The following is an 18369-nucleotide window of genomic DNA, read 5'->3' on the forward strand; positions in this document are numbered from 1 at the left end:
CGGACTTTTCGACGACCCGGCGCCGGGGCCGACGTCTGCCCGCAGTCGTCTCACTCCTCGTCCACATGTCTCACCCATCGAGAAATCCTCGATCAACACCGCCACGTCACCCCGAGAGGTCGTCATTCCGATGCGTCATCCGTCCGTCATAGCGCGCCGCGTGGCAGCGGCATCCGTCAGCCTGGTCGTGGCAGCGGGCGCCGCCGCCTGCGGCCCGGAGGACAGCGATGCCAAGGGCTCCGGTGGCGACTCCACGCCCCACAAGGGCGGCACGCTCACGGTCCTGAACTCCGAGCCGCAGACCGACTTCGACCCCGCGCGCCTGTACACCTCCGGCGGCGGAAACGTCCCCTCGCTGGTCTTCCGCACCCTCACCACGCGCAACCGGGAGAACGGCGCGGCCGGCGCCAAGGTCGTCCCGGATCTCGCCACCGACACCGGACGCCCCAACAAGGACGCGACCGTGTGGACGTACACCCTGAAGAAGGGCCTGAAGTACGAGGACGGCACGCCGATCACCTCGGCCGACGTCAAGTACGGCGTCGAGCGCTCCTTCGCCCCCGAACTCTCCGGCGGAGCTCCCTACTTGCGGGACTGGCTGGTCGGCGCCGCCGACTACCAGGGGCCGTACAAGGACAAGAAGGGCCTGTCCGCGATCGAGACGCCGGACGCCCGGACCATCGTCTTCCACCTGAACAAGCCCGAGGGCGAGTTCCCTTACCTCGCCACGCAGACGCAGTTCACCCCGGTGCCCAAGAGCAAGGACACGGGCACCAAGTACGAGTCGCACCCCGTCTCGTCCGGCCCGTACAAGGTCGTCAAGAACGAGAACGACGGCGAGCACGTCCTCCTGGAGCGCAACACGCACTGGTCGGCGGCGACCGACGCGGAGCGCAAGGCGTACCCCGACACCATCGACGTCCGCTCCGGCCTCGACTCCTCGGTGATCAACCAGCGGCTGTCCGCGTCCCAGGGCGCGGACGCCGCCGCCGTCACCACCGACACCAACCTCGGCCCGGCCGAACTCGCCAAGGTGACCGGCGACAAGGAGCTGGCCGCGCGCGTGGGCACCGGCCACTTCGGCTACACGAACTACCTCGCCTTCAACCCGCGGGTGAAGCCGTTCGACAAGCCCGAGGTGCGCCAGGCGATCGCGTACGCCATCGACCGGTCCTCCGTGGTCAACGCGGCCGGCGGCAGCGCCCTCGCCGAGCCCGCCACCACCTTCCTGCCGAACCAGAAGTCCTTCGGCTACACGCCGTACGACCCGTTCCCGGCGGGCTCGTCCGGCGACCCGGCGAAGGCCAGGGAGCTGCTGAAGCGGGCCGGTCACGGCAACGGTCTCACCATCACGCTGACCCACTCCAACAACAAGGACTTCGAGACCAGCCCGGAGATCGCCACCGCCGTCCAGGACGCGCTCAAGAAGGCCGGCATCACGGTCAAGCTGCAGGGCCTGGAGGACAACGACTACCGGGACAAGATCCACAGCGTGAAGACCGAGCCCGGTCTCTTCCTCGCCCACTGGGGTGCCGACTGGCCCTCCGGCGGCCCCTTCCTCGCCCCCATCTTCGACGGCCGGCAGATCGTCAAGGACGGAGCGAACTTCAACACGGGCCAGCTCGATGACAAGTCGGTCAATGACGAGATTGACGCGATCAACAAGTTGACCGACCTCGACGCCGCCGCCCAGCGGTGGGGCGCACTGGACAAGAAGATCGGCGACAAGGCCCTCGTCGTGCCGCTGTTCCACCCGGTCTACAAGCGCCTGTACGGCAAGGACGTCAAGAACATCGTCATCAGCGACTGGACCGGCGTGCTGGACATCTCCCAGGTCGCGGTGAAGTAGCACCGTGAGCGAGGCACTTGCCGTCGTCGAGACCGCCGGGACGGACACCTCCGTCCCGGCGGCCTCGGGGGCACGTCAGTTCTGGCGGCGGCTGCGGGCGCAGCGCGCCGCCCTGGTCGCCGCGGCCGTCGTCGCGCTGCTCGTCCTGATCGCGCTCGCCGCGCCGCTGCTCACCGCCCTGGAGGGCCAGGACCCCACCACCTACCACCCCACCCTGATCGACTCCGCGCGCGGCGGCGTGCCCATCGGCTCCCTCGGCGGCGTGAGCGCCGACCACTGGCTGGGCGTCGAACCGCAGACCGGACGCGACATGTTCGCCCGGCTGGTCTACGGCGCGCGGGTCTCGCTGGGCGTGTCGCTGGGCGCAACCGTCGTCCAGATCCTGATCGGCCTCGCCATGGGCGTGGCCGCGGGCCTGGGCAACCGCTGGGTCGACCTCGTCCTCAGCCGCGTCACCGACATCTTCATCGCCATGCCCCTGATGGTCATGGCGCTCGCGCTGCTGGCCATCGTGCCGGCCGGCTTCCCGCGGCCCGTCCTCGTCGCGCTGATCATCTCCCTCGTCGCCGGCTGGTCCACGATGGCGAAGATGGTGCGCGCGCAGACCCTCGCCCTGAAGAACCTCGACTACGTCTCCGCGTCCCGGCTGAGCGGCTGGAGCACCTGGCGGACCGCCGTGCGCGAGCTGCTCCCGGGCCTGGCCGCGCCGGTCATCACGTACGCCGCGCTGCTGATCCCGTCGAACATCAGCGCCGAGGCGGCCCTGTCCTTCCTCGGCGTCGGCGTGCAGCCGCCCACCCCGTCGTGGGGCCAGATGCTCACCTCCGCCGACGTCTGGTACCAGGCGGCCCCGCAGTACCTGCTGCTGCCCGCGCTCGCCCTGTTCGTCACCGTGTGCGCGATGACCGTCCTCGGCGACGGCGTCCGCGTCGCCCTCGACCCGCGCGCCGCCTCCCGCCTGCGCGTCGGCACCGGCCGCAAGCGGGAGGCCCGTGCCGGGGCCGCCGTACCCGCCGGCGAACCGAGGAAGGAGGAGCGGCCGTGAACGGCTTCACCGGCTTCGTCCTGCGCCGGATCACCGGCGCCGTGATCACCCTGTTCGTCCTCTCGGTGATCATCTACGTCGTCTTCTACGTCACCCCCGGCGACGTCGCCCAGATCACCTGCGGCCCGCGCTGCTCCCCGGCCCAGGTCCACCAGGTGGCCCAGCAACTCCACCTCGACGACCCGCTGTACGTGCGCTACTGGCACTTCCTGCAGGGCATCTTCGTGGGCCAGGACTTCTCCACGGGCACCTCCGTCGAGCACTGCGCGGCGCCCTGCCTCGGCCAGTCGTACCAGACCGGCCAGCAGGTCACCGACATCCTCCTGGCCAAGCTGCCGGTCAGCTTCTCGCTGGTGCTCGGCGCGATGGTGATCTGGCTCGTGCTCGGCATCGGCACCGGCGTGCTGTCCGCCTGGCGGCGCGGCCGGCTCTCCGAACGCCTCCTGACCGCGATCACCCTCGCAGGCGTCGCCACGCCCGTCTTCGTCATCGGCCTGGTGCTGATGATCGTCGTCTGCGGCGAACTCCAGCTGCTCCCCTTCCCGCAGTACGTGAACCTCACCGACGACCCCGAGCAGTGGGCCTGGAACCTGCTGCTGCCCTGGCTCTCCCTCGCCCTCATCGAGGCGGCCAACTTCGCCCGGCTGACCCGGGCGTCCATGCTGGAGACGCTGGCCGAGGACCACATCCGCACCTTCCGGGCCTACGGCGTCAGCGAGCGCGCGGTCATCGCCCGGCACGCGCTGCGCGGCGCGACGGCCTCCGTCATCGCCCTGAACGCGGTCACCTTCGGCTCGGCCGTCGGCGGCGCCGTCCTCACCGAGACCCTGTTCGGCCTGCCCGGCATCGGCCAGGAGCTGGTGCACGCGGTGAAGGTCGTCGACCTTCCGGTGGTCGTCGGCCTGGTCCTGGTGACCGGCTTCTTCGTGGTCCTCGCCAACGCCGTCGCGGACGTCCTGTACGCGGTGGCCGACCGACGGGTGGTGCTCGCATGAGCCTGGTGGAAACGGCGGACACGAACCTGGTCGACGTGACCGGTCTGACCGTCGAGTTCGGCGCCCTGCGCGCCGTCGACAGCCTCTCCTTCAGCCTGGCGAAGGGCGCCGCCCTGGCCCTGGTCGGCGAGTCCGGCTCCGGCAAGTCCACGGTCGCGGGCGCCCTGCTGGGCCTGCACCGGGGCACCGGGGCCCGGGTCGGCGGCTCGGTGCGGGTGGCCGGCACCGACGTACAGGCGGCCTCCGACGAGGAACTGCGCCGGCTGCGCGGGGCCAGGGCCGCCATGGTCTTCCAGGACCCGCTGTCCTCCCTCGACCCGTACTACGCGATCGGCGACCAGATCGCCGAGGTCCACCGCGTCCACGCGCGCGTGCCGCGGCGCGCCGCACGCGCGCGTGCCGTGGAGGTGCTGGAGCGGGTCGGGATCCCGGACGCGGCGCGGCGGGCCCGGTCCCGCCCGCACGAGTTCAGCGGCGGCATGCGCCAGCGCGCCCTGATCGCCATGGCCCTCGCCTGCGAACCCGACCTGCTGATCGCCGACGAGCCGACCACCGCGCTCGACGTCACCGTCCAGGCGCAGATCCTCGACCTGCTGCACGGGCTGCGCGAGGAGACCGGCATGGGGCTGCTCCTCGTCACCCACGACGTCGGCGTGGCCGCCGAGAGCGTGGACGACATCCTCGTCATGCGGCACGGCAGGGCCGTCGAACGCGGCCCGGTCGGCACGGTCCTCGCCGCGCCCGCCGAGGCGTACACCCGTGAACTGCTCGACGCCGTCCCGCGCGTGGACGCCCGCCGGACTGGCTCCCCGGCCACCGGCGAGGTGGTCCTGGAGGCCGCCGGCGTACGGCGCGAGTTCGGGCGCGGCAAGCGGGCCTTCGCCGCCGTGGACGACGTCTCGGTGACCGTCCGGCGCGGGGAGACCCTCGGCGTGGTCGGCGAGAGCGGCAGCGGCAAGACCACGCTCGGCCGCATGCTCGTCGGGCTGCTGGAACCCACCGCCGGCGAGATCCGCTACCAGGGAAGCCCGCACACCGGGGTGAACCCGGCCGTGCAGATGGTCTTCCAGGACCCCGTCTCCTCCCTCAACCCGCGCCGCAGCGTCGGCGAGTCCGTCGCCGACCCGCTCCGCGCGCGCGGGGAGTCCGACGAGCAGCGCATCCGGGGGCGGGTGAGGGAACTGCTGGAGCGCGTGGGCCTGGACGGGGCGCACTACGACCGCTACCCGCACGAGTTCAGCGGCGGGCAGCGCCAGCGCATCGGCATCGCGCGGGCGCTCGCCGCCGAGCCGCGCGCCATCGTCTGCGACGAGCCCGTCTCCGCCCTCGACGTCACCACCCAGGCCCAGGTGGTCGCCCTGCTCGGCGAACTCCAGCGGGAACTCGGCCTGGCGCTGGTCTTCATCGCGCACGACCTCGCCGTCGTCCGCCAGGTCAGCGACCGGGTGGCGGTGATGCGGGGCGGCCGGCTCGTCGAGTACGGGCCCGCCGACGAGGTGTACGACAGCCCGCGGGAGGCGTACACCCGGCAGCTCCTGGCCGCCGTACCCGCGCTGGACCCGGAGCTGGCGGCCCGGCGCCGCGCGGCCCGGCGCACACCGGCGGCGGCATAGCGCCCGCGCTCGGGGGCCACGCCCGCGCGTGGCGTGACGGTTCACGCTCGGACGATCACGGTGTGATGCCTTAGCGCGGCAGAACGCGACCCGCACGCGAAAGTTACGACCGTTCACCCCTTTTGGTGGTGCGACGGACAACCGTCCGTCGCACCACCGCCTTGTGCCTCTACGTTCGTCCCGCTGCGAGCCACCGAGTCACCGGCGGCTCCCCAGACGGGAGATCGGGGGTGCACACGTGCGCGTAGGACTGCTCACCGAGGGTGGCTATCCGTATGTGGACGGTGACGCCGTGCTCTGGTGCGACCGGCTTGTGCGCGGGCTTGAGCAGCACGAGTTCGACGTCTACGCGCTCAGCCGCGGCCGGAGCCGGCACGGCGAGGACTTCGTGCCGCTCCCGCCCCAGGTCAGGCGCGTGCGCACGGCGCCGCTGCGGACGGCCGAGGACGACGGGGTCGCCTACGGACGGCGTGCGCGCCGGCGCTTCGCCGAGTGCTACGGGGAACTGGCCGCGGCGGTCTGCGCCGGGGGCGCCGCGGGCACGGGGAGGGCCGAGGATGCGGGGAGCACCGCGGCCGAGGGCGCCTCGGGCGCGGTGTTCCGGGACGCGGCCACTGATCAGGCGGACCGTTTCGGCAGCGCGCTGTACGCACTCGCCGAACTCGCCCGCACGACCGGCGGACTCGCCGGCGCCCTGCGCTCCGAGACCGCCGTACGCACCCTGGAACGCGCCTGCCGCGCCCCGCACGCGCTGCGCACGGCGCGCGAGGCGCGCGTACCCGATCTGCTCACCGTCGCCGCACACCTCGCCCGCGCCCTGCGCCCCCTGTCCCTCGACTGGTACGGCGACGACGGCCTCGGCGCGGCCGATCTCTGCCACGCCACCACCGGCGGCCCCGCCGCCCTCGCCGGCCTGCTCGCCCGGCACTTCGACGACGTCCCGCTGCTCGTCACCGAGTACGGCGTGCACCTGCGCTCGCACTACCTGACCCTCGGCCCCGGCACCGCCGCCCCCGCCGTACGCGCCCTGCTCGGCGCCTTCCAGAGCCTGCTCGCCGCCGAGGTCTACCGCGGAGCCGCGATCCTCACCCCGGGCAACGCGCACGCCCGCCGCTGGCAGGAACGGTGCGGCGCCGACCGCGACCGGATCCGCACCGTGTACCCCGGCATGGCGGCCGGCCGCTTCACCGAGGTCGGCGAGGCCCCGGACCGGGCCGAACCAGACACCCTGGTCTGGGTCGGCCGCGTGGAACCCGCCAAGGACCTCGTCTGCCTGCTGCACGCCTTCGCCGAGGTCCGCAAGGAGCGGCCCGGAGCCCGCCTGCGCATCGTCGGCGCGCCCGCGGGCGCCGAGGGCGCGGCCTACCTCGGCCACTGCCGGGCGCTCGCCGCGCACCTCTTCCCGGACGAGGCGGAGGGCGCGCACGCGGTCGGCGACAACCCCGTCTCCTTCGACGAGATCGGCGCTCCGGGCGCCCCGACGCTGCCCGACGCGTACGCCGCCGGCGCGGTCGTCGTGCTCTCCAGCGTCGTGGAGGGCTTCCCGGTCGGCCTCGTCGAGGCCATGTTCTGCGGCCGGGCCACCGTCTCCACGGACGTGGGCGCGGTCGTCGAGGTCATCGGCGGCACGGGACTGGTCGTGCCCCCGCGCAACCCCAGGGCGCTCGCCGAGGCGTGCGTGGCGCTGCTGCGCGACTCCAGGCGCCGTGAGCGCCTCGGCGCGGCCGCGCGCGCCCGGGCGCTCGAACTGTTCACCGTCGAGCAGAACATCGCCGCGTTTCACGGCATCTACCTGGACATCGTCTCGCACAGCCCGGTCCGCCGGGTCGTCCTGGACGAGTCCGGCGCACCCCTGCCGTTCGCCACCCCGGCCGAGTCCCACGTCCCCGGCCGCTGGACCGGCCCCACGCCCCGCGCACTGCCCCGCGGCATCCCCGCCTGGGCCACCGACGCCCCCGTCCGCGCGACCCCACTGGCCGCGGAGGGGGCCCGATGAGCGGCCTGGACAGCCGGAACGCCGACACCGGAGCCGGTCGGGGCCTCGCCGGGGCCCCGGAGGAGCCGGCCGGGTTCGGGGCCGCTGCGGAAGACCTCCTGAGCTCGCGGGAGGCGGCCGGAGCCGACCGGCCCGCGCTGAGCCTGCGGAAGCCGGCCGTAGCCGACCGGCCCGGGCTGAGCCCGGCGGAGGCGGCCGAAGCCGACCGGCCGGTGATGCCGGGCGGCGCCGATCCGTGGGACACACGGTCGGGGGAGTGGCTGCCGGGCGGCCCCGCCGGGCAGGGTCCCGGGCACGCCCCCGGGCCGTCGGCCGCTCTCCACGACGCCGGGCCGCGGGCCGCCTCCCCCGACTCCAGACCGCCGACCGCTCCCCACGACGCCGGATCATCGGCCGCTCCCCACGCCCCCGGGCCGTCGGCCGCTTCCTACGCCCCCGGGCCGTCGGCCGCTCCCGCTCCGCCCGGCTCCCACGCCGTAGCGGACGCGTGGCCCGGCCCGAGGCGTGCCGCCGGCCCGCGCCGAGGGGCCGGCGACCCGGTGAAAGCCCTGCTGCACCGCCACCATGAGCTGTGCGCGCGGGCCGTGGACCCGCTGGAGGTCGCGGCGGGGCTGGAGACGCACGGCGTCACCGACCGCACCGCCGCCCGCTTCCGCCACCGCGACGTGTTCTCGCTCGCCGAGGAGCTGTACGCGCGCGTGCCGTGCGACGCCGAGCCGCGCCCGGAGCCCGCACCCCTGCCGGTGCCCCGGGTCCGCGTCGGCTGGGTGCTGCTCACCCTGCTGCCCGGAGCGCTCGGCGCGGCCACGGTGACCGGCCTGCGGCTCACCCACGGGCAGCCCCGCGCGCTGCTCGCACTCGGCGGCCTCCTCGCCGCGGCCCTCGCCATGCGCGCGGCACTGCGCCACGGCCCGCTCTCCGGTCCGCCCCGCCGGCACGCGTGGCGCACCGCCGCCGCCCCCTGTTACTGGACGCTCTGGCTGCTCGGATACGCCCTCGCCGGCGACGGCCTCCTTCACGCCCTCCTCACGGGCGGCCCGGACGCCCTGCCCACGGGGACCCCGGACGGCCCCTGGCCCACGGCCACCGCGCCCGCCCTGGCCCTCCTGCCGGCCTGCGCCCCGGCGGCCTGGTCCGCCCACCTGCTGGCCGCCGGCGCCCGCCGCAGGCTGTCCCGCAGCCGCGGCCTGGCGGACTTCACGGCCGCCGCGAAACCCCTGCTGGCCGGAGTCCTCACCCTGTTCCTCGGCGCCTTCGGCGCACTGCTCGCCCTGTGCGGCACCGCCCTGCACGAGCCCCCGGCTTTCGCGCAGTCCCTCCCCCTGGGCGCCCTGCTCCTGCTCGCCCGCCTGCTCACCGTGCACCGCCACCGGCACGCCCCCGTCCTCGCACTGGGCGCCGCCGCGGCCATGGAAGCGGCGGCCCTCGCGCTGCCGACGGCCGCCCGGCTGCCCGGCTGCGCCTTCCTGGCGGCTCCCGTCGAGACCCTGGTCGGCGCCTGGGGCGTGGCCGCCGTACCGGCCCTCGCCTGCGGCACCGCGGCCCTCGCCCTGCTGTGGCACGCCGGCCGCACCCTCACCCGCGCCTCGGTCCACGCGCCCACGGGAGCACCCGAGTGAACCTTCCGCCCCCGGCCCGGCCCACCGCCGGCGGCACCCGCACCACCCGTTTTGAAGGAGAACACCAGATGACCACGTCCCGAGCCGGAGCGTCCGGAGCCTCGGCGACCGCCGGAGACCCCGGAGCAGCCGCAGGAGCCGTCGAGACGGCCGGTACCACCGGCGCGCACACCCCGGGAGCCGCCCGATGAGGGTCCTGCTGATCGGAGCCAACGGATTCATCGGCCGCTACGTCGCCGACCGCCTGCTCGCCGACCCGGCCGTCCAGCTCACCGCGCTCGGCCGCGGCGACGACGCCGACGTCCGCTTCGACCTCGCCACCGGCAGCCCGGGCGCGCTCACCCGCTTCCTCGACGCGGTCCACCCCGGGGTCGTGGTCAACTGCGCGGGCGCCACCCGCGGCGGCGCCCGCGAACTGACCCGGCACAACACCGTCGCCGTGGCCACCGTCTGCGAGGCCCTGCGCCGCAGCGGGTGCGGCGCCCGCCTGGTGCAGATCGGGTGCGGCTCCGAGTACGGTCCCAGCCAGCCCGGGTCCTCCACCGCCGAGGACGCCGTGCCGCGCCCCGGCGGCCCGTACGGCGTCAGCAAGCTCGCCGCGACCGAACTGGTCCTCGGCTCCGGCCTCGACGCCGTCGTGCTGCGCGTCTTCTCGCCGGCCGGCCCCGGCACCCCGGCCGGCTCCCCGCTGGGCCGCCTCGCGGAGGCCATGCGGCGCGCGATGCAGTCCGGCGACGGCGAACTCAAACTCGGCGGCCTCGGCGTCCAGCGCGACTTCGTGGACGTACGCGACGTCGCCCGGGCCGTGCACGCCGCTTCGCTCTCCGCCGCGCAGGGCGTGATCAACATCGGCTCCGGCCGTGCCGTACGGCTCAGGGAGGCCGCCGCCGTCCTCGCGCGCGTGGCCGGGTACGGCGGTGCCCTCCACGAACTCGACGCCCCGCCCGGACCGCTGCGCAACGCCATCGGCCATCCCCGCGCCGACCTGGAGCACCCGGCACCGGTGGCGTACCCGTACCCGGACGGCTGCGGCAGCTGGCAGCAGGCCGACGTGCGCACCGCGCGCGACCGGCTGGGCTGGCGGCCCCGCATCAACCTCGAAGAATCCCTGGCCGACATCTGGATGGAGGCGGCATGCCGCATCTGACCAGCACCACCGCGGACGCCACCGGCACCGGCATCCGCACCGCCCTCGGCATCCCCGGTTACGCCCATCCGCTCGTCGCCCCGGCCCAGTGGGCGGAACTCGCCCGCCCCGGCCTCCCGGTGGACTGGGTGGTCCTCGACGTCGCCGGCGGCCCCGGCAGCCGCCCCGACCCGCACTGCCTGGAGGCCGTTGCCCGGCTGCGGGCCGCCGGTGTCCGCGTCCTCGGCCACCTCGACCTCACCTACGGCACCCGGGCCTTCGGCGACCTGCTCTCCGACGCCCACCGCCATCTCGACTGGTACCGGGTCGACGGCTTCCTGCTGGACCGCTGTCCCGTCGAGCGCGCCGAGCTGCCCGGGGTCCGCCGCGCGGTCACCACGCTCCGGGCGCTCGGTGACACCGCCCACATCGTCCTGGGCCACGGCCGCCATCCGCACCCCGGGTACGCCGAGGACGCCGACCAGCTGGTGACCTTCTCCGGCTCGTGGTCCGACTACCGCTGGTCGCAGGTGGCCGAGTGGACCGCCGACTACCCGTCCGACCGCTTCTGCCACTTCGTGCACAGCGTGCCCCACGGCCACCTGCACGAGGCGCTGCGGATCGCCCGCTGGCAGGGCGCGGCGACGGTCTACCTCACGGACCGCACGGACCGGGGCGGCCACGTCGACCCCTGGGAGACCATGCCCGGCTACTGGGACGACATCGTCTCGCTGGTCGGGACAGGTGTCTCGGAATGAAGGAGGCCGTGGCAGTGTTACGAGGAGAACAACTGTAGTGATTGACCGACCAACGGAGTCCCCGTGTCGCTGCCACCCCTGGTCGAGCCGGCTTCCGAGCTCACCGTAGACGAGGTCCGCAGGTACTCCCGCCACCTGATCATCCCCGATGTGGGGATGGACGGGCAGAAGCGGCTGAAGAACGCCAAGGTGCTCTGTGTCGGCGCCGGCGGCCTGGGCTCGCCGGCGCTGATGTACCTGGCCGCCGCGGGCGTGGGCACCCTCGGCATCGTGGAGTTCGACGAGGTCGACGAGTCGAACCTGCAGCGCCAGATCATCCACAGCCAGTCCGACATCGGCCGCTCCAAGGCCGAGTCCGCTCGCGACAGCGTCAAGGGCATCAACCCGTACGTGAACGTGATCCTTCACGAGGAGCGGCTGGAAGCCGACAACGTGATGGAGATCTTCAGCCAGTACGACCTGATCGTCGACGGCACCGACAACTTCGCGACCCGCTACCTGGTCAACGACGCCTGCGTACTGCTGAACAAGCCGTACGTGTGGGGCTCCATCTACCGCTTCGACGGCCAGGCCTCGGTCTTCTGGTCCGAGCACGGCCCCTGCTACCGCTGCCTCTACCCGGAGCCCCCGCCCCCCGGCATGGTCCCCTCCTGCGCCGAGGGCGGCGTCCTGGGCGTGCTGTGCGCGTCCATCGGCTCCATCCAGGTCAACGAGGCCATCAAGCTCCTCGCCGGCATCGGCGAGCCGCTGGTCGGCCGTCTGATGATCTACGACGCCCTGGAGATGCAGTACCGCCAGGTCAAGGTCCGCAAGGACCCGGACTGCGCGGTCTGCGGTGAGAACCCGACCGTCACCGAGCTCATCGACTACGAGGCCTTCTGCGGCGTCGTCTCCGAGGAAGCCCAGGCGGCGGCCATGGACTCCACGATCACTCCCAAGCAGCTCAAGGAGTGGATCGACGACGGCGAGAACATCGAGATCATCGACGTCCGCGAGCCGAACGAGTACGAGATCGTCTCCATCCCGGGCGCCAGGCTGATCCCGAAGAACGAGTTCCTCCTGGGCACCGCCCTGGAGGGCCTCCCGCAGGACAAGAAGATCGTCCTGCATTGCAAGACGGGTGTCCGCAGTGCGGAAGTCCTCGCGGTCCTGAAGTCCGCGGGCTTCTCCGACGCGGTCCACGTCGGCGGCGGCGTCATCGGCTGGGTCAACCAGATCGAACCGGACAAGCCGGTCTACTGATCAACGGTCTCGCCGACCAGCGAGACTGACGAAGCCCACGGCTCTGAGCTGCTCAGACGCCGTGGGCTTCTGTCGTTGTTGGTCGGTGTCGGGCGTCCTCGCACGGCCCAGAGACGGCCCGGCCCGCAGCATGCAGAGCGCTGGCCCAGGTGAGTGCCGCTTTACAAGTTCGTTCTCGCCCCGGTCCGGCGGGGGCCCGTTTCCTGCACTGCTACCGCGCACGGCCGCTGGTTGCCGCCGCCGTCTGCTGTCGTTGATGTCACCCGCGGATGTCAGAGGCACAGCTTGGGGAAGGGACACATCTCCAGCGGCTCATTCGGCCAGTCGGCCCAGCCCACTGGCACACCGCCATAGCGGTCGACAAGTCCGCCGGCCATCATCCTTCCGCTTGGAGAGCACGAAGCCGCGCAACCGCATGGGCTGGCCTGGGACAGGCAGGGCTTCGTCGGTCACGTGGGGCCGCCTGCGTGACGGGCCACTTACCTGTCGTGCCCGGCCGCGCCTGGCTTCTCCTGCGGGCGCCTCGACCCTTGATTTAGGCGAGCCGGGACAGAGTGGTAGCTGGCTAGTAGTTGGGAGGCGGCATTGGGTCGATGCTGCCTTCACAGCAATGCCAGCCAGCGACCCAGCAGCACCCATGCCGCACTGCCAGCCAGCTCTACCCTGCAGCACCACCACAGCCCTGACCTGCATAGACGCCCGCTCGATCTACTAGTCTGGGACGAAGTAGTAGCTGGTTAGTAGTTGGGGGGCGGCATTGGGTCGATGCCGCCTTCACGGCAATGCCAGCCCTACCGGCAGCATCACCAAAGCGCCGATCTGCATAGACGCCCGCTCGATCTACTAGTCTGGGGCGAAGTAGTAGCTTGCTAGTAGTTGGAGAGACGCTGCGTTGATGCTGCTGCAGATCCCTGCAGCAATGCCTGCCGGCAGTTGGTCTTGGTCCCACAGGGACCAGCGACCAGGCCTGCAGCTAGGAGGAGCGAAGGTCATGACGCAACTGCGTACCAATGAAGCCATGCGTGACGTTGGCGGCTGGCATGAGCAGCAGGAGGCGTTCGCATGAGAAGACCAATGCCGCCTCCCCCTCCGGAGGAGACCATGCAGCTCATCGTGAAGTCTGAAGGCGGAAAGCTGGCGCGGATCCTCACTGCTCCCGGTGCTGGCCCAACCGACCCATATCTCCCGTGGGATCGCCTTCGACATAAGAATCCGCCTAACGATCTAACGCACGAGGAGTGGTGGGCGGGCATCAAGCTTGCGCGACGCAGAGTGCAGCGCATCCTGCCGCTGGTAGACGTGAACGGCCAGCCCTTCGTTTTCTGCCTCCCGGACGTCGTACTTAAGTCCTTGGAGGAAGTAAGCCGGGACGCTAGCGGCAAGATCACCATCAGCGAGCAGGTTACCAACCCTGCCACCCGCGACCGCTACCTGATCAATTCTTTGATCGAAGAAGCAATTAACTCCAGCCAGCTGGAAGGCGCCTCCACGAGCCGCAAGGTCGCTAAGGAGATGATCCGCACACAACGTCAGCCGCGAGATCGCGATGAGCGGATGATCTACAACAACTATCAGGCGATGCGCATGATTGGCGACTTGCGCAACGAGCGGCTGACCCCGGAAATGATTTGCGAGATCCATCGAGTAGTCACGGACGGGACCCTCGATAATTCCCATGCTTCTGGCCGCTTCCAGCTACCGGACGAGGACCGTGTAGGTGTTTGGAACGGCAACGAACTACTGCATACTCCGCCACCTGCTGCAGCGCTCCCAGAACGTGTACAGAGGCTGTGCGATTTTGCAAACGGTGAGCTAGATGAGGTCTACATACCCCCTGTCCTGCGTGCAATCACCGTCCACTTCATGATCGGCTACGATCACCCCTTCGAGGATGGAAATGGGCGAACCGCCCGGGCCTTGTTCTATTGGTCCATGTTGAATCAGGACTACTGGCTCACCGAATACGTGGCCATCTCGCCCATTCTCAAGAATGCGCCTTCAAAGTACGCCTACAGTTATTTGTACTCCGAGGACGATGAGAACGACCTGACATACTTCCATCTGTATCAACTGGGAGTGCTGCAGAGGTCAATTTCACAGCTGCATGAGTACCTGTTCAGGAAGGCGGAAGAGGTACGGGAGCTACAGCAGAGCATCTCTGGGGCCCAGAAACTGTTCAATCACCGACAGATCGCCTTGCTGAACCATGCGCTGAAGAATCCGGGTGCATCCGTAACTGCGCAGTCGCATATGGCAAGCCATAATGTTGTCTATGAGACGGCCAGACAGGATCTTATCGCCCTGGAAGATCACGGACTCCTGCAGAAGAGTAGGGCTGGTCGTTCGTTCATCTGGACGCCGGTGGAAGACCTGGGGCGGCGTTTGCGAGGAATGAGTGACGCGGGCAGCAATGCCTCCAAGGCGGATTAACGCTTGGTGGGGTAGCTTGCGGTTGGCGCGGCGATGAATCGCTAGGTCGGCGGAGCGGCTTTGGGCTGGAGCTGCTTTGGGGCGAGTGATCATGGCCCCGTAAGCTTCCGGCGCGTCGGGCAGTCTGTGGACCTGCCCGGTAAAGCACGACGTTGGGGCCATGATCTTCGAGGCTCGCCCCAAAGTGGCTGCCTAAAGCCGTGGAGCCGACCGCCCCAGCCACAGAGGGTTTCCCTTCCGACCTCAGCCCGCATGCACGCAGCGCGCCGCCGGGCGCGGCCAGCCGGGGCGAAGACAGGAGGCAGGCCGCGCCGCAGAGGCGGCGCGCGCCCGCGCCGTGCGCGGGCCTTGATGATGTAGAGAAAGTCTTACCGCGCTAGTGACCTGGCATCGAGAAATCGATCATGCAGCTCGGCTCTTCGGCTCCTCGCCGTGCTCCAGATACACCGGAGCAGAGCTGGCCCTGGCCTCGACAGCCGCCCTGATACGTCGGGCCAGTCGCGGGATCGTACGCTCGGTGATCTGTGCCTGGGAGACAAACGCGAAGCTCTTCAGCTCCTCTGGCTGCAAGGTGATCGCTCCCAGATCGTCCTGAGTGAGCTGGCCGCCGTCGAACAGGTACAGCACCTTGTCGCCCTCGGCCTCGTTCGGGGCCCAGTCGACCGCGAGCAGACGTCCGATGGGCGGCGTGATCCCCAGCTCCTCTTGGACCTCGCGGATGGCGGCGTGCAGCGGGGACTCGCCGGCCTCGACGTACCCGCCGGGGATCTCCCAGTAGTCCTTGTAGGAGGGTTCCACCATGAGGACCCGCCCGGCGGCATCAAAGAAGAGCGCACCCGCCGCCATACGCGGATGCGCCATCTTCGCTTCGTGTGCATTCGGCGCCATGCAGCCGAGGGTACCCAGCTCAGACCACGCGCAGCCTGTCGGCCAGGTCCGCCAGGTTCCGGCTCGGCCGGCCGCGCTGCCCTCGAACCCAGGTGAGCACCAGCTCCCGCGCCAGGTAGTGGCTCCGCACCTGCTCCGGTGCCCAGCTCTCTGCTTCCAGGACTTTGGCGAGCGCGTCGTCCATCCGGTTGTGGGCGCTGAGAGCCCGGGCTACTTCGAGGTTGTGCCGTGTACGGCGCTCCGTCGGCAGTCCAGTCGTGTCGATCTGCGGGCCCAGCTCGACCGCAACCTGCATGTCACCCAGCTCGGCCGCCGTGGCCACCCGATGAATGGCGACGTTCGTCGGCCCGAAGGCGGTCCAGACGTGGTTGGCGTCGGTGCCGAGTCGGTCGGCTGTCCGTTTCGCCTCGTCCAGGAAGGTCCGCGTCGTGGCCCGGTCGTCCGCACGGGCTGAGGCCATGGACCCGGCCAGGAACAGGGTCCCGTAGATGGAGAGGAACTCGGGCGTCGCCTCCTGGAGACCCGGCCGAAGGTATTCGCCCGCGTCCCCGACCAGCTGCACGGCTGCGTCGAACCGGCCGTTGGACAGCAGGCAGTGCGCAACGGACCGGAAGAGAGAACCGGTCACGACCGCATTGCCGGACTGCTGTGCTGCTGCCAATCCGCGGTCGGCTGCGATCCATGCCAGGTCGGTCTCACCGAGCTTGGTGAGCACCATGGCCGCGCCCTGGTACGTCATGGCCGTCAGCTCGTGCGCCCGCTCTCGCTCCCGGCCCTGGTACGACTGGGCGGCGATGAGTGCGTCTGCCAGGAGCAAGGGCAGCCGCCGGGTCGCGAAGCCATAGCGTGATTCCTGGTAGGCGTCCCAAACCTCTGCGACGTTGCGGCTCAGCTCGGCGAGCGACGTCGGCTCGCCTTCGGTGGCGACGCCTAGCAGCGGTGTCAGCTGGCGGTAGTTCATGAGGGCTGAGCGGAGTGCCGGCACCGTGCGGGTGCCGCTGTCTGGCGTCCACTCCAGGAGAGTGGGTTCGGCCAGCAGGTCGCCGAGCGTCACGTCCAGGGCGTCGGCGAGCGACTTGATGACCGAGAGCCGGTCCAGCTCGATCCGGTTGTTCTCCGCCTTGCTCAGCCAGTCCACCGTACGGCCCACCAGTCCGGCCAGAACCTCTTGAGAGATGCCCCGCCTTCGGCGGTACCAAGCGACTCGTTCACCGATCGTCAGGTTCGTCGTCATTCCTCGCATGGCTAGAGCGTCTTCCCATCTCCCTATGGGACCCCGGAGGAATTTTCCGGGGTAGTGCGCCGCCTCGCCCCTAGCGTCGTAGCTACCCCAAGAGGTCGCCAGGCCGAACACGCGACGAAGGAGCCACGATGCCGCTGACGCCGGCCGAAGTGGTGGAGTTGACTCGAGAGGTGAAGGAGTTGGCCGATGAGGTGAACGTCATCGCGCACCGTGCTGACGAGCTGGTCAGCCGTCTTGCGGCTGCCCTCGCACCAGTTGCTCAAGCTGATCCATCCGCTCCGCGAGCCGACGCACCTCGCGCCGTACGTCGGACAGATAACCGGCGATCTCCTCGAACTCCGGGCTGCGCTTCGTCTGACGGGGCTCCTCGGGAAGGGTGACGAAGCTCCCCTTGCCCTGGTGGGAGATCGCGTAGCCGTCTTCACGGAGCCGGGAGATCGCCTGGCGGGCCACGGTCCGCGAGACGTCGTGGTCGTTCATCAGCTCGGTTTCGGACGGCAGTTTGGTGCCGGGTTCCAGCTCTCCCTGCCGGATGCGCCTCTTGAAGTCGTCGGCGATCTCCAGGTACTTCGCCCGCCCGGTGAACTCGGCCATAGCCCCTCTCAGTGCTTGTCGCACTAAGTGCAGCACATCCAACCGACACCCGTCGAGAAGCACTTGACGTACTAAGTGTGTCAGGTGCACTCTCGTGACAGGTCGACGTACTAAGTACGTCAAGTCTCGATCCCTAGGAGCGCACTCATGCGTCAGATCCCCGTCGACACCTCCGCCGCGACCGTGATGGTCGCCAAGACCCCGCAGCCCAAGGTCAAGGACCGCCGTACCGGCGAGATCGCCACCGACGTCGAGACCGGCGCGAAGCTGATGACCGTCGACGTGATGTTCGCGGCCAACGACGAGGTTGAGATCCTGTCCATCACCGTCCCCGAGCCGGGCATCTCCGGTGAGCTGACCATGGGCACGCCGGTCGCGCTCACTGGACTGATCGCCCGGCCGTGGGAGAACGACTTCAACGGCCAGAAGCGGCACGGGATCGCCTTCCGTGCCGTCGCGGTCACGTCCCTCGTCGCCGCTGCCGCGAACTCCAAGGCGGCCTGATCATGACCGCGTTAACGGTCGCTGTGGTGCTGGTCGTCGCCGCTGCGGGTCTCCTGCGGTGGCGGCGCGGGTGCAGATGCCCGCCAAGGTCGACACCCGGCCTATGCGAGTTCCGGTCGCCCTGCGCGAGGACGGCTCGGTGCACTACCGCGACTACCGCGCCGTCCCACACGCCCTCACCCTCGGCGCCACCGAGTCGGGCAAGTCCGTTTACCAGCGCAACCTGGTCGCCGGACTCGCTCCGATGGACGTCGCCCTGGTAGGCATCGACTGCAAGCAGGGGGTTGAGCTGTTCCCGCTGGCCCACCGGTTCTCCGCCCTCGCCGACAACCCCGCGGCCGCCGCCGAGCTGCTGGACGCGCTCGTGTCCCGCATGGAAGGGATCTACCAGCTCATCCGTGCCGAACAGCGCATCACCGCCGCGGTGCCGGACGCGGAGATAGCCGCCGACATCTGGGACCTGCCCG

The 18369-nt window shown here is 70.6% G+C and carries 14 protein-coding genes and 1 pseudogene; 12 read left to right on the forward strand and 3 right to left on the reverse strand.

Annotated features, from left to right (window positions below; all coding sequences use genetic code 11):
- Positions 1 to 130: 130 nt before the first annotated feature.
- The 10 genes from IG05_RS0125870 (at position 131) to IG05_RS0125915 (ending at position 14673) form a co-directional block, all read left to right on the forward strand.
- Positions 131 to 1849 (forward strand): ABC transporter substrate-binding protein, encoded by a 1719-nt coding sequence (locus IG05_RS0125870; RefSeq protein WP_030346240.1) that lies wholly within the window; start codon positions 131 to 133, stop codon positions 1847 to 1849.
- Between the two features lie 4 nt (positions 1850 to 1853).
- Positions 1854 to 2894 carry an ABC transporter permease gene (locus IG05_RS0125875; protein WP_051790268.1) on the forward strand — a complete coding sequence of 347 codons (1041 nt, stop codon included), beginning with the start codon at positions 1854 to 1856 and terminating at the stop codon, positions 2892 to 2894.
- The gene (locus IG05_RS0125880; RefSeq protein WP_030346243.1) at positions 2891 to 3889 is read left to right on the forward strand and encodes an ABC transporter permease; all 999 of its coding nucleotides are present in this window, start codon (positions 2891 to 2893) and stop codon (positions 3887 to 3889) included. The genes IG05_RS0125875 and IG05_RS0125880 overlap by 4 nt, the downstream gene beginning before the upstream one ends.
- The gene (locus tag IG05_RS0125885) at positions 3886 to 5502 is read left to right on the forward strand and encodes a dipeptide ABC transporter ATP-binding protein (protein WP_030346244.1); all 1617 of its coding nucleotides are present in this window, start codon (positions 3886 to 3888) and stop codon (positions 5500 to 5502) included. The genes IG05_RS0125880 and IG05_RS0125885 overlap by 4 nt, the downstream gene beginning before the upstream one ends.
- Before the next feature lie 238 nt (positions 5503 to 5740).
- A complete protein-coding gene (locus IG05_RS0125890) occupies positions 5741 to 7498 on the forward strand; it encodes a DUF3492 domain-containing protein (RefSeq protein WP_078894474.1) in 1758 nt (585 codons plus the stop codon).
- Positions 7495 to 9117: a hypothetical protein gene (locus IG05_RS0125895; RefSeq protein ID WP_324605025.1), complete on the forward strand. Its 1623-nt coding sequence runs from the start codon at positions 7495 to 7497 to the stop codon at positions 9115 to 9117. The genes IG05_RS0125890 and IG05_RS0125895 overlap by 4 nt, the downstream gene beginning before the upstream one ends.
- 187 nt (positions 9118 to 9304) lie before the next feature.
- A complete protein-coding gene (locus tag IG05_RS0125900; protein ID WP_030346247.1) occupies positions 9305 to 10264 on the forward strand; it encodes an NAD-dependent epimerase/dehydratase family protein in 960 nt (319 codons plus the stop codon).
- Positions 10252 to 11001, forward strand: a complete 750-nt coding sequence (locus IG05_RS0125905) for a spherulation-specific family 4 protein (protein ID WP_030346249.1) — start codon at positions 10252 to 10254, stop codon at positions 10999 to 11001. Before IG05_RS0125900 ends, IG05_RS0125905 begins: the two co-directional genes overlap by 13 nt.
- A 63-nt stretch (positions 11002 to 11064) precedes the next feature.
- On the forward strand, positions 11065 to 12243 hold the full coding sequence (gene moeZ, locus IG05_RS0125910; protein ID WP_030346251.1) for an adenylyltransferase/sulfurtransferase MoeZ: 1179 nt from the start codon (positions 11065 to 11067) through the stop codon (positions 12241 to 12243).
- 1101 nt (positions 12244 to 13344) lie between these two features.
- Entirely contained in the window at positions 13345 to 14673 is a 1329-nt protein-coding gene (locus tag IG05_RS0125915; RefSeq protein WP_158839023.1) for a Fic family protein, read from the forward strand.
- A 402-nt stretch (positions 14674 to 15075) separates the two neighbouring features.
- On the opposite strand, the gene IG05_RS0125920 is transcribed toward IG05_RS0125915, so the two are convergent.
- The 3 genes from IG05_RS0125920 to IG05_RS0125930 form a co-directional block, all read right to left on the reverse strand.
- On the reverse strand, positions 15076 to 15561 hold the full coding sequence (locus IG05_RS0125920) for an NUDIX domain-containing protein (protein WP_030346254.1): 486 nt from the start codon (positions 15559 to 15561) through the stop codon (positions 15076 to 15078).
- Between the two features lie 19 nt (positions 15562 to 15580).
- Positions 15581 to 16804, reverse strand: coding sequence for a helix-turn-helix domain-containing protein (locus tag IG05_RS0125925; RefSeq protein ID WP_234336031.1), 1224 nt, complete (start codon positions 16802 to 16804; stop codon positions 15581 to 15583).
- Between the two features lie 225 nt (positions 16805 to 17029).
- The gene (locus tag IG05_RS0125930) at positions 17030 to 17398 is read right to left on the reverse strand and encodes a GntR family transcriptional regulator (RefSeq protein WP_030346256.1); all 369 of its coding nucleotides are present in this window, start codon (positions 17396 to 17398) and stop codon (positions 17030 to 17032) included.
- A gap of 147 nt (positions 17399 to 17545) precedes the next feature.
- On the opposite strand from IG05_RS0125930, the gene IG05_RS0125935 reads away from it, so the two are divergent.
- Both IG05_RS0125935 and IG05_RS0125940 read left to right on the forward strand, forming a co-directional pair.
- Complete coding sequence (locus tag IG05_RS0125935) at positions 17546 to 17902, forward strand: hypothetical protein (protein WP_030346257.1); 357 nt, start codon at positions 17546 to 17548, stop codon at positions 17900 to 17902.
- A 58-nt stretch (positions 17903 to 17960) separates the two neighbouring features.
- A pseudogene (locus tag IG05_RS0125940) lies at positions 17961 to 18369 on the forward strand (FtsK/SpoIIIE domain-containing protein); the annotation flags it as partial.

The organism is Streptomyces sp. NRRL S-1022 (assembly GCF_000720135.1).
GTDB lineage: Bacteria > Actinomycetota > Actinomycetes > Streptomycetales > Streptomycetaceae > Streptomyces.